This window comes from Allobosea sp. OAE752, from assembly GCF_050433265.1.
Classification (GTDB): Bacteria; Pseudomonadota; Alphaproteobacteria; order Rhizobiales; family Beijerinckiaceae; genus Allobosea; species Allobosea spartocytisi.
In genome coordinates, this window is the sequence record NZ_JBNPXO010000003.1 from 388,716 (window position 1) to 402,392 (window position 13,677).

Consider the following 13,677-nt stretch of genomic DNA (forward strand, 5'->3'; position numbering starts at 1 on the left):
TTCAGGCATCGTTCGCGGGCTTGGCGTTGAGGGCGCGATAGGCCCGCACGACCTGCGAATCGTCGCGCCCGCCATGGCCCAGCCCCGAGGCCGCGAGGAACATCTGATGGGCCGATGCCGCCAGCGGCAGCGCGACCTTCGCCGCGCGCCCGGCATCGAGCACGATGCCGAGATCCTTGACGAAGATGTCGACGGCGCTGGCGACGACCGGGTCGGGTTCCTGCATGCGCGGACCGCGATCCCTGAGCATCCAGGAGGATGCCGCCGAGCCGCCCATGATCTCGAACAGCAGCCGCCCGTCGATGCCGGCCTTCTCAGCCAGCGACAGCGCCTCCGCCGCCACCGCGATATGCACGCCGCAGAGGAGCTGGTTGACGGTCTTCACCGTCGCGCCCTGCCCCGGCTTCTCGCCGACATGGAAGACCTTGTCGCCGAGCGCATCGAGCACCGGCTTTGCCCGTGCGAAACTCTCCGGCGCCGCGCCGACCATGATGGTCAGCGTCCCGCCCTGCGCGCCTTTGACGCCGCCGGAGACCGGCGCGTCGATGAAATGCCGGCCGGTCTTCGCGACCTCCGCCGCGATCGCCTCGGCCTCGCCCGGCGGACAGGTCGCCATCAGGATCACCGTGGCGTCCGGCGCCAGCGCCGCGAGCGCCCCGGCTTCGAAGAGCACCGCGCGCGCCTGCGCGGCATTGACCACCATCAGCACCAGTGCATCGGCGCCCTTGGCCGCCTCGGCCGCATTTGGGGCAGCCTGTCCGCCAGCTGCAGCCAGCGCGTCGCGCGCCGCCTCCCGCATGTCGAAGCCGGTGACCCGGAACTGCCGCTTGACCAGGTTCTCGGCCATCGGCGCACCCATCGCGCCAAGCCCGATGAAGGCGATGCTGGAAATCGGCGTGTCTGGCATAAGTCAGGTACTTTCTCGGAGCTCGCATGCCACGCATGCAGCACCATGAGTTGAGCGCGGATGCCCGGCGCCGGACAAGCGGCGCCGGCGCATCGGCCTCATTCCTTCACCGCACCCGTCATCGACGCCACGTAGTAGTCGACGAAGAAGGAGTAGAGGATCGCCACGGGAATCGAGCCCAGCAGCGCGCCGGCCATCAACGAGCCCCAGTGATAGACGTCGCCCTCGACGAGCTGGGTCAGCACCGCGACCGGCACCGTCTTCTTCTCCGCAGACTGGATGAAGGCGAGCGCATAGATGAACTCGTTCCAGGACAGGGTGAAGGCGAAGATGCCGGCCGAGATCAGGCCGGGCATGGCGAGCGGCAAGGTGATGCGCCACAACGTCTGCAGCCGCGTCGCCCCGTCGATCATCGCGCATTCCTCGAGCTCGTAGGGGATCGACTTGAAATAGCCGATCAGGAGCCAGGTGCAGAACGGGATCAGGAAGGTCGGGTAGGTCAGGATCAGCGCCAGCGGCGAGTCGAACAGGCCGAACTGGAAAATCAGCGTCGCCAGCGGAATGAACAGGATCGAGGGCGGCACGAGATAGGCGAGATAGATCGCCAGGCCGACATATTGCGAGCCCTTGAACCTAAGCCGCTGGATCGCATAGGCGGCGAGCACGCTGGAGAACAGCGAGAGCGCCGTCGCCACCGCCGCGACCATCATCGTGGTCCAGAGCCATTGCGGATAATCGGTCTGGAACAGCAGCCTGTTGATGTTCTCGAGCGTCGGCGACTTCACCCAGAACGGGTTGTTGTTCTTGTAGTCGAGCAGCTCGGCGTTCGGTTTGATCGCCGTGATCGCCATCCAGTAGAACGGGAACAGCAGCACGAGGAGGAAAAGCGACAGCGGCAGGTAGAGCGTGAGGAGGCGCCGCGGGCCGGACGACCAGTCGATAACGCCTTCGCGCTCCTTGTCCTTGAGATGCGGACGCGCACTGAGGGTTTGATCAGTCATTCTCTTCCCCCTGCTGCCATTTGCGCCGGGACAGGCCGAAATAGCTGAACAGCGTCGCCATCACGAGGAACGGGATCATCGCCACCGCGATCGCCGCGCCCTCGCCGAGCTGGCCACCCGGGATGCCGCGCTGGAAGGCGAGCGTCGCCATCAGATGCGTGGCGTTCACCGGCCCGCCGCGTGTGATGGCGTAGACGAGCTGGAAATCGGTGAAGGTGAACAGCACCGAGAAGGTCAGCACGATCGCCAGGATCGGCATCAGCATCGGGAAGGTCACGTGCCGGAAGCGTTGCCAGGCATTGGCACCGTCCAGCATCGCCGCCTCGTAGAGCGACGGCGAGATGGTTTGCAGGCCGGCGAGCAGCGAGATCGCGACGAAGGGGATGCCGCGCCAGATATTCGCCGCGATCAGCGAAAAACGCGCCGGCCAGGGCTGGCCGAGAAAGTCGATATAGCTGTCGCGCCAGCCGAGCACGTCGACCAGCACATAGGAAATGATCGAGAACTGCGGATCGTAGATCCACCAGAAGGCGATCGCCGAGAGCACCGTGGGCACGATCCAGGGAATCAGGATGATCGCCCTGAGCAGCGACTTCATCGGCAGGTGGTTGTTGAGCAGCAGCGCCAGCCACAGGCCGAGCGCGAATTTCCCAATGGTCGCCACGCCCGTATAGAGCATCGTGTTCCAGACCGAGGTGATGAAGACCCGGTCGTACCAGAGCGACTGGAAGTTCTCGAAACCGATGAAATGGCCGACCCGGCCGATGCGCGTATCGGTGAAGGCGAGCCAGATGCCCAGGCCCAGCGGATAGCTCAGGAAGACGAGCAGGAACCCGGCCGCGGGCAGCAGGCAGAGGAAGACCAGGAAAGGCTTGTAGTCGAACAGACGCACCAGCCAGTTTTGCTGCAGGCTGTGGACGGTTCGCAATTCGGCGGCAGCTACGGCCATGGCGCTCTCGCGTTGGGGTCGGCTACGGCATCGGACCGAAAAGGGGAACCCATCTTTCGGAACAACCGGATGCGACAACACATCAGGAGATCATCGTTGTTGCGTCCGATCGGATGCGCGACGATCTCGCATCGGCCGCCGGACGAACCGGCGGCCGTAAGGCTTCCGGCTCAGGTCCGGTAGTAGCGCTTGGCGCGGCGCTCGGCTTCCGCCGCCGCCTCCTCAGGCGTCGCCTGACCGGCGCAGACCGAGGCGACCATCTGGACGACGACGTATTCGGCGTTGACCGTGCCGGCGGCCTCGTTGATCGAGCCCTTGTAGCCGCTCCACAGCGCCCGCTCCCAGGTGTCGCGATAGACCACGATCTTGGGGTCGCTCGACCACACCTTGCTCTCGGCATAGCCCTTCAGCGGCTGGGTCCAGTAGCCGTAGCAGCCGGTCAGCCACTTGTCGTACTGCTCCTTCTCCATCATGAAGCGGAGATATTCCTTGGCCGCGTTCGGGAATTTGGTGTGCTTGAACGCCATGGCGTTGATGATCAGCGCCGGCTCCGACGGCCGCCCGAGCGGACCGACCGGCATGGTCGCGTGGTTCAGGTCCTTGCCGATGGCGGCGGTCTTCTCGTCCTTCGAATTCTTGATCGAGAAATAGAGCGAGACGCCGTTCTGGGTGACGCCGATCTCGCCCGCCGTCAGCGCCTTGTTGTTGCTGATGTCGAGCCAGGAGAGCGTGCCGGGGATGAAGGTCTCATAGAGCGCCTTGGCGTATTTCAGCGCCTCGATCGTCTCCTTCGAGTTGATCGCGACCTTGTTGTTCTCGTCGACCATGTAGCCGCCATGGGTCCAGACGAGCCAGTTGCAGTAGGCGTTGCCGTCGCCCACCGCATTGCCGAGCGCGAAGCCGGCAGGGTGGCCGTTTTCCTTGAGCTTGCGGCAGAGCTTGAGGAAACCGTCGAGATCCTTCGGGAAGGTATCGAAGCCCGCTTCCTTGACCCAGGATTCACGATAGACCGCCGGTGCGCCCGACGCGCCCATCGGGATCGAAACCCACTGGTTGGTCTTGTCCTTCTTGCCGTATTTCTCGGCGATCGGGTACCAGCCGCCATATTTCTTGCCGAGATCCTCGGCGATATCGGTCAGGTCGATCAGCTTGTCGGAGAAGATGTGCGGATCGTCGGCCCAGCCGACCACGACATCGGGGCCGGCGCCGGTATTGGCGGTCACCGCCGTCTGCGGGCGCAGATCCTCCCAGCCGGCATAGTCGACGCGCACCGGCACGCCGGTCGCCTTGGTGAAGGCTTCGGTATTCTCGTTGAAGATCGCCTGGTCGGGATCGACGAACTTGGTGGGGCGCAGCACGCGCAGCGTCGCGCCCTGCTCGATCTTGGCCTGCGCGATCGCCGGTGCCAGCGGCAGGCTCGCCCCCGCGGCAAGCCCGGCGCCGCCGATCAATACGTCACGTCTCGAAATGCTCATGATGATATTCCCTCCGTGAAAAGCCGCGAGGGCCTGCATCGGACCCTCGTCATGCATGATTGTCGCCGTAAAACTGCGCCCGCGCGCGGCCCGGGCGACGGGCCCGCGCGCGATTGCCTCTAAAGACGCTTGCCGGTGGCCGCGTCGAAGAGATGGGTCACGCTGGTGTCGGGCGTGATGCGGATAGTCTCGCCCGGCTTGGCCGTGATGCGCTCGCGGAACACGCAGGTCAGGTTCTGCCCGCCGCAGCGGACCACCACCTGGGTCTCCGAGCCCATCGGCTCGATCACCACGACCTCCGCCTCAAGCCCGTTGGCATCGAGATGGATATGCTCCGGGCGGATGCCGAACACGGCGGCCTTGCCGTTCGAATCGGCCGGATGCTGACCGACCGGCCAGACCACCCCACCCTCCGTCTCGAAGCCCGACGCCAGGATCTTGCCCTTGAGCAGGTTCATCGAGGGCGAGCCGATGAAGGCCGCGACGAACAGATTGGCGGGCTTGTCGTAAAGGTCGAGCGGCGCGCCCATCTGCTCGATGATGCCGTCATGCATCACGACGATCTTGTCGGCCATGGTCATGGCCTCGATCTGGTCGTGCGTGACATAGACGGTCGTGGTCTTCAGGCGCTGGTGCAGCTCCTTGATCTCGGTGCGCATCTGCACGCGCAGCTTGGCATCGAGGTTGGAGAGCGGCTCGTCGAACAGGAACACCTGCGGGTCGCGCACGATCGCGCGCCCCATGGCGACGCGCTGGCGCTGGCCGCCTGAGAGCTGGCGCGGGTAGCGCTCGAGCAGATTGCCGAGGCCCAGGATCTGCGCGGCCTTGCTGACGCGCTCCTCGATCTCGGCCTTCGGCGCCTTCCGGAGCTTCATCGAGAAGGCCATGTTGTCGGCGACCGTCATATGTGGATAGAGCGCATAGTTCTGGAACACCATGGCGATGTCGCGCTCCTTCGGCGGAACGTCGTTCACCACCTTGGGGCCGATGCGGATCTCGCCGCCGGAGATGTTCTCCAGCCCCGCGATCATGCGCAGCAGCGTCGACTTCCCGCAGCCCGACGGCCCGACGAGAATGACGAACTCGCCATCGTCGATATCGATGTCCACGCCGTGGATGACCTGCGTCGAGCCATAGGCCTTGCGCACGTCGGCAATCTGGACAGATGCCATGTTTTCTTCCCTGCTTCCGTTCCCTTGATCCTCGCAACTGCGCGAGCATCGCTGTCGCCTATCGGCTTCTTGTGACCGATTGATGCATATGGCCCCGCCTCTCCTGAGCGGTTGTGTCCCCATGCGTCTGCGATAAAGTCATACGATAGCCGGAAAGCTGTCAAGCGCGACACAGGTCGAACCGAGTTCAGGGGAAACGCGATTGGCACAGAGCGAGAGGACGGGTCGATCGATGCGGATGCGCGATTTCTCGCGGCCGACGACGCTCAATCCCGACAGGCTTTTCGGCCAGGTTGCCCAGAGGCTGGCGGTCGCGATCATCAGCGGCCGGATCGGCGCGGGCGAGCTCCTGCCCAACGAGGACGACCTGCGCGCCGACATCTCGGTTTCGCGCACGGCCTATCGCGAAGCGGTCAAGGTGCTCACCGCCAAGGGGCTCGTCGAAGCACGTCCGAAAAGCGGCACGCGCGCCGCCCCGCGCGACCGCTGGAACCTGCTCGACACCGATGTCCTGGCCTGGCATTTCGAGGCCGACCCGAACGAGAAATTCATCCGTGATCTCTTCGAGTTACGCCGATTCGTCGAGCCCAGCGTGGCGCGGCTGGCGGCCCAGCGCCGCACCGCCGCCGACATCGCCCGCATCGAGGCCGCGTTGCGGGCCATGATCGACAATCCGCCCTATTCGGATGCTTGCGTGCGCGGCGATCTCGCCTTTCACGAGGCCATCTTCGCGGCCTCGCAGAACGCTCCGCTGCAATGCCTGTCGAGCGCGGTCATCGCCACCCTGCAATGGTCGCTCGTGCTGAAGAAAGGCGTCGACGAGGCCTTCATCGCCTCCCTTCCCGATCACGAGAACATCCTCGCCGCGATCGTCGAGCGCGATGGCGATCTCGCCGCCGTGCGCATGGCGGGACTGGTCATCGACAGCTTGAACACGACGCTGGCATCGGTGAATGTCAGCCAGGCCGAACCCGACAAAATCACCCGAATAAAGCATACTAAATAACAGCCCCGCCGATACGGCGTGACGCTGACAGCCCGATCACAGGCCGTCCGAGGGGTACCCGGCGGCTAAATTCGAATTTAATCGATTCACAAGACACGAATCAACGCAGAGATGGACCAGACGACGATGCCAGCCTCCGACCGCACCGAGATCATCCAGACCGGCCCGCTGATCGCCCATGCCGCCGATCAGCTCAAGCAGCACTTCACCGTCCACGAATTGTGGAAGGCGGCCGACCGCGCCGGCCTGCTGCGCGAGGTCGCGGATCGCGTGCGCGGGGTCGCCGCGGGCGGCGGCCACAACCGGGTCGACGGCGCGCTGTTCGACGCGCTGCCCAAGCTCGAGGTCATCTCCAGCTTCGGCGTCGGCTACGACCATGTCGACGCGGCCGAAGCCGGCCGGCGCGGCCTCGTCGTCACCAACACGCCCGACGTGCTGACCGACGAGGTCGCCGACCTCGCCATAGGCCTGCTGATCGCCACGGTCCGCCAGCTCCCGCAGGTCGATCGCTATCTGCGCGAGGGCAAGTGGCTCAAGGGCAATTACCCGCTCACCACCTCGCTGCGCGGCCGCAAGGTCGGCATCGTCGGCCTCGGCCGCATCGGCAAGGCGGTGGCGCAACGCGTCGAGGCCTTCGGCCTGCCGGTCGTCTATCACGGCCGCTCGCGCCAGCCGGACGTGTCCTATCCCTACTATCCCTCGCTGGTCGACATGGCCGCCGATGTCGACACGCTGATCTCGGTCGCGCCGGGCGGCGCCTCGACCCACCACATCATCAACGCCGAGGTGCTGAAGGCACTGGGTCCCAATGGCATCCTGGTCAATGTCGGACGTGGCACGGTCGTCGACGAGCAGGCGCTGATCAAGGCGCTCAAGGAGAGGACCATCCTCTCCGCCGGCCTCGACGTCTTCGAGGATGAGCCGCGTGTGCCCGCAGAGCTGATCGCCATCGAGCATGCCGTGCTGCTGCCCCATGTCGGCTCGGCCTCCGTCCACACCCGCGAGGCGATGGGCCAGCTTCTGGTCGACAACATGGTTTCATGGTTCGATGGCAAGGGTCCGCTGACGCCCGTGCCGGAGACACCATGGAAAAAGGCCTGATTCGCCGGCTGCTGCCGCTTCTCCTTCTCGGCGCCGGCAGCTTGCCGGCCGCCGCCCAGTCGGCGCCGCTTCCGCGTGGCGCCGACAAGGCTCCGGACGCGATCCGGCGCTGGCTCGGCGCCTGGGAGCTCGAACTCGCCGACGCGCCGCGCCGCTGCACCCTCACCTTCGGCACGGAAGCGACCGCAAACGGCCGCCAGTTGCGCTTCCCCGCGACCTGCCGCCGCGCCCTGCCCATCCTGGACAGCGCGACGGCCTGGACGCTGAATGCGAGCGGCCAGCCGCAACTGCTCGACGCCGGCGGCAAGGCCGTGTTGAGCTTTCAGGGCGGCTCCGCCGAAACCGGGGTGGAGGGCAAAGGCAGCGACGGCAAGGGCTATCGCCTCTCCGGGAAGGGGCATCCGCGCCTCGCCGCCCGTGCCCCGCAGGGCGCCGCCGCAGCTGCATCCGAAGCCGCGCAACGGCAGACGACGGTCGATCCGGCCCAGGCACCCGCGCCCGAGACGGTCCCCGGCCGCTACATCCTGATGCGCCAGCAGAACCGCGAGGCCTGCCGCCTCGTGCTCTCGGCCCCGGCCGCAGGCGGGCAGCAGGGCGGCACCGCCTTCGAGGGCTCCTGCCAGGATGTCGGCCTCACCATCTTCGACCCCGTCGGCTGGCGCTATGCCGGCGGGCGGCTGTCGCTCGTCGCCCGCCGGGGCCACGGCACCGAGCTCGTCTTCGAGAACGGCCAGTGGCGCAAGGACCCCGCCATCGGCGCGCCGCTGCTGATGCGCAAGCTCGCGCCCTGACGGCGACGGCCGACGGCGTCATTCGGCCGCGGTAGCCGGCTTCAATACACCGCGCCGGACCTGGTCCTCCTCGATCGATTCGAACAGGGCCCGGAAGTTGCCCTCGCCGAAGCCGTCATCGCCCTTGCGCTCGATGAACTCGAAGAAGATCGGCCCGAGCACCGTGCCGGAGAATATCTGCAGCAGGACCTTGCTCATCCGGCCCGCCTTCTCGCCAAGCGCCACTGCCCCCTCGCCATCGATCAAGATGCCGTTGGCCTTGAGCCGCTCGACCGGCTCGCCATGGTTCGGCACGCGGGCATCGACCTTCTCGTAATAGGTCGCGGGCGGCGAGGGCATGAACGGCAAGCCGTTGCCGCGCAGGGCCTCGACGCTGGCATAGATGTCGCGCGAGCCCATGGCGACATGCTGGATGCCCTCGCCCTTGTACTGGCGCAGGTATTCTTCGATCTGGCTCCTGTCGTCGAGGGATTCGTTGATCGGGATGCGGATCTTGCCGCAAGGCGAGGTCAGCGCCCGCGAGATCAGGCCGGTCAGCTTGCCCTCGATGTTGAAGAAGCGAATCTCGCGGAAATTGAAGAGCTTGCCGTACCAGCCGGCCCAATGGTCCATGCGGCCACGATGGACGTTGTGGGTGAGGTGATCGAGATAATACAGCCCCGCCGGCTCGGGATGTGGGTTCTTCTCGCCGATCCATTCGAAATCGACATCCCAGATCGAGCCCTTCTCGCCATAGCGATCGACGAAATAGAGCAGCGAGCCGCCGATGCCTTTCACCGCCGGAATGGCGAGCTCGCCGGGGCCGATCCTGCTCACATAGGGCTCGGCGCCGAGCGAGACGGCGCGATCGAAGGCCTGCTTCGCATCGACGACGCGGAAGGCCATCGCGCAGGCGCAAGGCCCATGCGCAGCGGCGAAATCCTGCGCGAAGGAATTCGGCTCGGCATTGACGACGAAATTCACGTCACCCTGCCGGTAGAGCGTCACGCGCTTCGAGCGGTGGCGCGCGACCGGCACGAAACCCATCGTCTCGAACAGCGCGCCGAGCTTTTCCGGCTCCGGATGCGCGAACTCGACGAACTCGAAGCCATCGGTGCCCATCGGATTCGCCTCGGAGATTTCAGGCGGCGCGGCATCATGCGGAAACGGTCCCATAGCGATCTCCTCCTCGAGATGATCGCCATGATCGCGCGACCCGGCGGCATGTGGCGTGCAAACTCAATTGCAAATCCGAAAATGACGCACGATACTCGCATTCAAAGCGAGAAGGCCGCACGAAATGACCGCTCTCGACGCATTCGACTGGCGCCTGCTCGATGCCTTGCAGCAGGATGCGTCCCTGACCAACGCGGCTCTGGCGGAGCGGGTCGGCCTGTCCGCGAGCCAGGTCTCGCGCCGCCGCCAGCGGCTCGAGCAGGAGGGCGTGATCCAGGGCTATCGCGCGGCGCTCGATCCCTCGGCGGTCGGCCTCGGCGTCATCGTCTTCATCCATGTCGCGCTCGACACCCATTCCCGCGACAATGCCCGTCGCTTCCGCGATCTCGTGCGTCTGACCCCGGCGATCCTCGAAGCCCATGCGCTGACGGGCGAGGCCGACTACCTGCTCAAGGTCGCCGTCGGCGATCTCAAGGAGCTCGCCCGACTCGTGAACGAAGTGCTGATGCCGCATGAGAGCGTGGCCCGCGTGCGCTCCGAGATCGCCCTCGAAACGCTGAAGGAGCCGGGCCTGTTGCCGCTGCCGATGACTTGAGCGCGAAGCTGTGCAAACTCCTGCCTTCGTCAGGCCGTCTTTGCATGGCTGATCCGACCGGCCGCATCCGCGCCTAGCCGAAATCGTCAGGGAGAACCGACATGTTCAACGCCAAATCGCTGCTCGATGCGCTGGTCAACGCCGGCAGCCAGGCTGCCGGGCAGACGGGCCAGCAGGGCGGTCTTAGCGGCGTGCTCGGCGGGCTGGCGGAGCAGGTTCAGCGCTCGGGCGGGCTCGGCGGCCTCGCCGGTCAGATCCTCACCCAGGCCACGCAAGGGCTCGGCGACGCCGCACGCCAGACGGGCGTGCAGCAGGGCGCCTCGGATGCGCTCGGCCGCGCCACCGGCGGACGGACGCCCGACGAGTTGCTCGCGCAGGCCAAGGGCGTCCTCACCAGCAATCCGGCCCTGGCGACCGCCGTTCTGGGTGGCCTCGGCGCTCTCGTCTTCGGCACCGGCGCTGGCCGCTCGGTCGCGGCGTCGGCCGCCAAGCTCGGCGGCATGGCCCTTATCGGCGGCCTCGCCTACAGGGCCTACCAGAATTACCAGGCCGGCAAGCCGCTCCTCGACGGCAATCATCAGCAGATCCTGCCCGCGCCCGCCGGCAGCGGCTTTGAGCCGCAGGCCGCCACGGAGGCGACGGCCCTCACCCTCATTCGCGCCATGATCGCCGCCGCGGCGGCCGACGGCAACATCGATGCGCAGGAGCGCGGCGCCATCCTCGGCGGCCTCAAGGACGCCGGGCTCGATGCCGAAGCGCATGACTGGCTGACGAAGGAGATGGCCAAGCCCGCCTCGATCGATCAGCTCGCCGATGCCGCCACATCACCGGAGATGGCGGCGCAGATCTATACGGCCGCACGCATCGCCATCAATCCGGATACGCCCGCCGAGAAGGACTTCCTGGCGGGTCTGGCCGGCTCTCTCGGGCTCGACGCCGAGCTCGTCGCCAATATCGACGCCGCCGCGAGCGCCGCGAAGGTCTGAGCCGACCTCGCTTCGCTCGGCGGCGGCTGCGCGCGCCCGCGGCGTAACGAATGACGGGCATGGGCGGCAGCGTCCGTGCCCGATGCCCCGGAGCCGGCTTCGCCTCCGGAGCCGGTTTCCGCGATCGTGGAAGCCGCCTGTTAAGCATGGCGTTGAATTCATTGCCCGTTTTTGCGGCTCATGCACGTCAGCTTAGGAGTTTTCCGCTCAAAACCCCGGCGCCGGTACAACCGGCCGTTGCTGCCCCGTACGGCGGGAAGCAGCGCATGTCGCAGGAGCGCTGGGAGCCCGAACATGTCTGCGTCCGCCATGATCCGGGCCATGCGCCCCCATCACTGGCTCAAGAACGGGCTCGTCTTTGTCCCGATCCTGCTTAATCACGATGTCTTCGACCCGGCGGCCCTCTGGCACGGCGTCGTCGCCTTCATCGCCTTCAGCCTGATCGCCTCCGCGATCTATCTCCTCAACGACATCAAGGATGTCGAGGCGGATCGCCTGCATCCGACCAAGCGCAAGCGCCCCCTCGCCGCCGGCGAGATCACCACCGCCCAGGCCTATGCCGCGGCGCCCGTGCTCCTGCTCGCTGCGTTCTCGACCGTCCTTCTCGTGCCGCAGCCACAGAGCTTCATGCTGGCGCTGCTGGCCTATCTCTTCCTGGCGCTGACCTATCTCCTCTTTCTCAAGCGCAGGCTGCTGGTCGACGTTCTCGGCCTGGCGGCGATGCACACGCTGCGCATCCTGGCCGGCAACGCGGCCGCGGCCGTCCCGATCTCGTCCTGGCTATTGGCCTTCTCGATGTTCCTCTTCCTCAGCCTCGCGCTGGTGAAGCGCTATGCCGAATTGCGCATCACCGCGGACCAGTCCGGCCTGAAAAAGGCCGGGCGCGGCTATCAGGTCGAGGATATCGAGGCGCTCTCGCAGCTCGGCATGGCCTCGGGCTGCACTTGTGCGCTGATCATGGCGCTCTATGTCGACAGCGCCAATGTGAAACAGCTCTACCGCCACCCCGAGCTGATCTGGCTGCTCTGCCCGATCGTCCTCTACCAGATGGCGCGTATCTGGTTCATGGCCCGCCGCGGCGGCATGCCCGACGATCCGCTGGTCTTCATGATCCGCGACTGGCGCAGCCAGCTCATGGGCCTCGTCGTCATCGCCATCATGGTCCTGGCGACGATCCTGCCATGACCGTCCCCCGCGGTGCGTATCGCTCCTGGGGCGGGCTCTCGGCACAGGGCAGCGAGATCGTCGATGCGGCGGACTGGATCGAGCGGCCCGATCGCTTTCGCCGCCCCGTCCTCGCCTACGGCAATGGCCGCTCCTATGGCGATTCCTGCCTGAACAGCCGGGGCTCGCTGATCGACGCGCGTTCGCTCGCCAACGTGCAGACCTTCGACCGGGAAACCGGTCTGCTGACCTGCGGCGCGGGACTCCTGCTCGACCGCCTGCTCGATATCGTGGTTCCGGCCGGCTGGTTCCCCTGCGTCACGCCCGGAACGAGCTTCGTGACCATCGGCGGCGCACTCGCCAACGACGTCCATGGCAAGAACCATCATGCCGCCGGCACCTTCGGCTGCCATGTCCGCGCCTTCGAGCTGATGCGCTCCGACGGCCAGCGCATCCTTTGCGCGCCGGACATGAATGCCGATCTCTTCGCCGCCACCATCGGAGGCTTCGGGCTGACCGGGCTCATCACGCAGGTGACGCTCCAGCTCATGCCGATCCGCTCGGCCGCGATGGAGCAGGAGGTCCTGCATTTCGACAGCCTCGACGGCTTCTTCGGACTGGCGGCCGAATCCGACTCGACGCATGACTACACCGTGGCCTGGATCGACGCCCTCGCGAGCGGCCGGCATTTCGGCCGCGGCGTCTTCTTCCGCGCCAACCATGCGCCCGATTTCGGCTTCCTGCCGCCACAGCCCGGCCGCAGCCTGCGCTTTCCGATCGAACCGCCCTTTCCCCTGATCAACCGGGTGACGCTCAGTGCCTTCAACTGGCTCTATCGTCACAGCCAGCCGCGCGGGGCGGCGCCGCGGCGTGTGCCTTATCGGCCGTTCTTCTACCCGCTCGACCGGATCCGCGACTGGAACCGCGCCTATGGCCCGCAGGGCCTGAGGCAGTTCCAATGCGCCGTGCCGATGGCCGGCGCCCGCCGCGCCGTCGAGGAGATGCTGAGCCGGACGCTCGCTGCCGGCGAGGCCTCGTTCCTGACCGTGCTCAAGCTCTTCGGCGCCAAGCGCTCGCCGGGGCTGATGTCCTTCCCGATCCCGGGCGCGACGCTGACGCTCGATTTCCCCAATCGCGGCGCCCGGACCGAGGCGCTGCTGAGGGAATTGGACCGGATCGCGATCGAGGCCGGGGGCCGGGTGAACCCCTACAAGGATGCCCGCATGTCGGCGGCGACCTTCCAGGCCTCCTTTCCGCAATGGCGCGATTTCGCCACCCATATCGATCCGGGCTTCTCCTCGGATTTCTGGCGGCGCGTCAGCGACGGCTGAGGCCGCGCGAAAATAATCGTCACCGCCTTTGAACCTCCCCGCTC

General features: G+C 66.4%; 13 protein-coding genes. 7 read left to right on the forward strand and 6 right to left on the reverse strand.

Features of this window, described 5'->3' with window-relative positions:
* Position 1 precedes the first annotated feature (1 nt).
* The 5 genes from GGC47_RS10995 to GGC47_RS11015 form a co-directional block, all read right to left on the reverse strand.
* Entirely contained in the window at positions 2-907 is a 906-nt protein-coding gene (locus GGC47_RS10995; protein ID WP_142022098.1) for an NAD(P)-dependent oxidoreductase, read from the reverse strand.
* A 98-nt stretch (positions 908-1,005) separates the two neighbouring features.
* Positions 1,006-1,908: a carbohydrate ABC transporter permease gene (locus GGC47_RS11000; protein ID WP_112763606.1), complete on the reverse strand. Its 903-nt coding sequence runs from the start codon at positions 1,906-1,908 to the stop codon at positions 1,006-1,008.
* Positions 1,901-2,857, reverse strand: coding sequence for a carbohydrate ABC transporter permease (locus tag GGC47_RS11005; RefSeq protein WP_038363634.1), 957 nt, complete (start codon positions 2,855-2,857; stop codon positions 1,901-1,903). The genes GGC47_RS11000 and GGC47_RS11005 overlap by 8 nt, the downstream gene beginning before the upstream one ends.
* Positions 2,858-3,027: 170 nt before the next feature.
* Entirely contained in the window at positions 3,028-4,332 is a 1,305-nt protein-coding gene (locus tag GGC47_RS11010; protein ID WP_038364377.1) for an ABC transporter substrate-binding protein, read from the reverse strand.
* 119 nt (positions 4,333-4,451) lie between these two features.
* Positions 4,452-5,504 (reverse strand): ABC transporter ATP-binding protein, encoded by a 1,053-nt coding sequence (locus GGC47_RS11015; RefSeq protein ID WP_038363631.1) that lies wholly within the window; start codon positions 5,502-5,504, stop codon positions 4,452-4,454.
* A 232-nt stretch (positions 5,505-5,736) separates the two neighbouring features.
* On the opposite strand from GGC47_RS11015, the gene GGC47_RS11020 reads away from it, so the two are divergent.
* The 3 genes from GGC47_RS11020 (at position 5,737) to GGC47_RS11030 (ending at position 8,402) form a co-directional block, all read left to right on the forward strand.
* Positions 5,737-6,510: a FadR/GntR family transcriptional regulator gene (locus tag GGC47_RS11020; RefSeq protein ID WP_081925426.1), complete on the forward strand. Its 774-nt coding sequence runs from the start codon at positions 5,737-5,739 to the stop codon at positions 6,508-6,510.
* A 111-nt stretch (positions 6,511-6,621) separates the two neighbouring features.
* The gene (locus GGC47_RS11025; RefSeq protein ID WP_429068012.1) at positions 6,622-7,611 is read left to right on the forward strand and encodes a 2-hydroxyacid dehydrogenase; all 990 of its coding nucleotides are present in this window, start codon (positions 6,622-6,624) and stop codon (positions 7,609-7,611) included.
* Positions 7,596-8,402 carry an AprI/Inh family metalloprotease inhibitor gene (locus GGC47_RS11030; protein WP_185747957.1) on the forward strand — a complete coding sequence of 269 codons (807 nt, stop codon included), beginning with the start codon at positions 7,596-7,598 and terminating at the stop codon, positions 8,400-8,402. The genes GGC47_RS11025 and GGC47_RS11030 overlap by 16 nt, the downstream gene beginning before the upstream one ends.
* A gap of 18 nt (positions 8,403-8,420) precedes the next feature.
* On the opposite strand, the gene hppD is transcribed toward GGC47_RS11030, so the two are convergent.
* The gene (gene hppD / locus GGC47_RS11035; RefSeq protein ID WP_113253668.1) at positions 8,421-9,557 is read right to left on the reverse strand and encodes a 4-hydroxyphenylpyruvate dioxygenase; all 1,137 of its coding nucleotides are present in this window, start codon (positions 9,555-9,557) and stop codon (positions 8,421-8,423) included.
* Between the two features lie 124 nt (positions 9,558-9,681).
* Here hppD and GGC47_RS11040 point away from each other — a divergent pair, with 124 nt between their 5' ends.
* From GGC47_RS11040 to GGC47_RS11055, 4 genes are all read left to right on the forward strand, one after another.
* The gene (locus GGC47_RS11040) at positions 9,682-10,152 is read left to right on the forward strand and encodes an Lrp/AsnC family transcriptional regulator (protein WP_113253667.1); all 471 of its coding nucleotides are present in this window, start codon (positions 9,682-9,684) and stop codon (positions 10,150-10,152) included.
* A 101-nt stretch (positions 10,153-10,253) separates the two neighbouring features.
* Entirely contained in the window at positions 10,254-11,138 is an 885-nt protein-coding gene (locus tag GGC47_RS11045) for a tellurite resistance TerB family protein (RefSeq protein ID WP_142022100.1), read from the forward strand.
* A 180-nt stretch (positions 11,139-11,318) separates the two neighbouring features.
* Positions 11,319-12,323, forward strand: coding sequence for a UbiA family prenyltransferase (locus tag GGC47_RS11050; RefSeq protein ID WP_142022101.1), 1,005 nt, complete (start codon positions 11,319-11,321; stop codon positions 12,321-12,323).
* On the forward strand, positions 12,320-13,633 hold the full coding sequence (locus GGC47_RS11055; RefSeq protein ID WP_142022102.1) for an FAD-binding oxidoreductase: 1,314 nt from the start codon (positions 12,320-12,322) through the stop codon (positions 13,631-13,633). Before GGC47_RS11050 ends, GGC47_RS11055 begins: the two co-directional genes overlap by 4 nt.
* Positions 13,634-13,677: the final 44 nt, after the last annotated feature.

Bases quoted from the DNA above. Each gene is read 5' to 3' on its own strand.
- GGC47_RS11005 (WP_038363634.1), bottom strand. From the start codon at position 2,857: ATGGCCGTAGCTGCCGCCGAATTGCGAACCGTCCACAGCCTGCAGCAA.
- GGC47_RS11045 (WP_142022100.1), top strand. From the start codon at position 10,254: ATGTTCAACGCCAAATCGCTGCTCGATGCGCTGGTCAACGCCGGCAGC.
- GGC47_RS11055 (WP_142022102.1), top strand. From the start codon at position 12,320: ATGACCGTCCCCCGCGGTGCGTATCGCTCCTGGGGCGGGCTCTCGGCA.
- GGC47_RS11010 (WP_038364377.1), bottom strand. From the start codon at position 4,332: ATGAGCATTTCGAGACGTGACGTATTGATCGGCGGCGCCGGGCTTGCC.
- GGC47_RS11020 (WP_081925426.1), top strand. From the start codon at position 5,737: ATGCGGATGCGCGATTTCTCGCGGCCGACGACGCTCAATCCCGACAGG.
- hppD (WP_113253668.1), bottom strand. From the start codon at position 9,557: ATGGGACCGTTTCCGCATGATGCCGCGCCGCCTGAAATCTCCGAGGCG.
- GGC47_RS11050 (WP_142022101.1), top strand. From the start codon at position 11,319: ATGCACGTCAGCTTAGGAGTTTTCCGCTCAAAACCCCGGCGCCGGTAC.
- GGC47_RS10995 (WP_142022098.1), bottom strand. From the start codon at position 907: ATGCCAGACACGCCGATTTCCAGCATCGCCTTCATCGGGCTTGGCGCG.
- GGC47_RS11025 (WP_429068012.1), top strand. From the start codon at position 6,622: ATGGACCAGACGACGATGCCAGCCTCCGACCGCACCGAGATCATCCAG.
- GGC47_RS11015 (WP_038363631.1), bottom strand. From the start codon at position 5,504: ATGGCATCTGTCCAGATTGCCGACGTGCGCAAGGCCTATGGCTCGACG.
- GGC47_RS11000 (WP_112763606.1), bottom strand. From the start codon at position 1,908: ATGACTGATCAAACCCTCAGTGCGCGTCCGCATCTCAAGGACAAGGAG.
- GGC47_RS11040 (WP_113253667.1), top strand. From the start codon at position 9,682: ATGACCGCTCTCGACGCATTCGACTGGCGCCTGCTCGATGCCTTGCAG.
- GGC47_RS11030 (WP_185747957.1), top strand. From the start codon at position 7,596: ATGGAAAAAGGCCTGATTCGCCGGCTGCTGCCGCTTCTCCTTCTCGGC.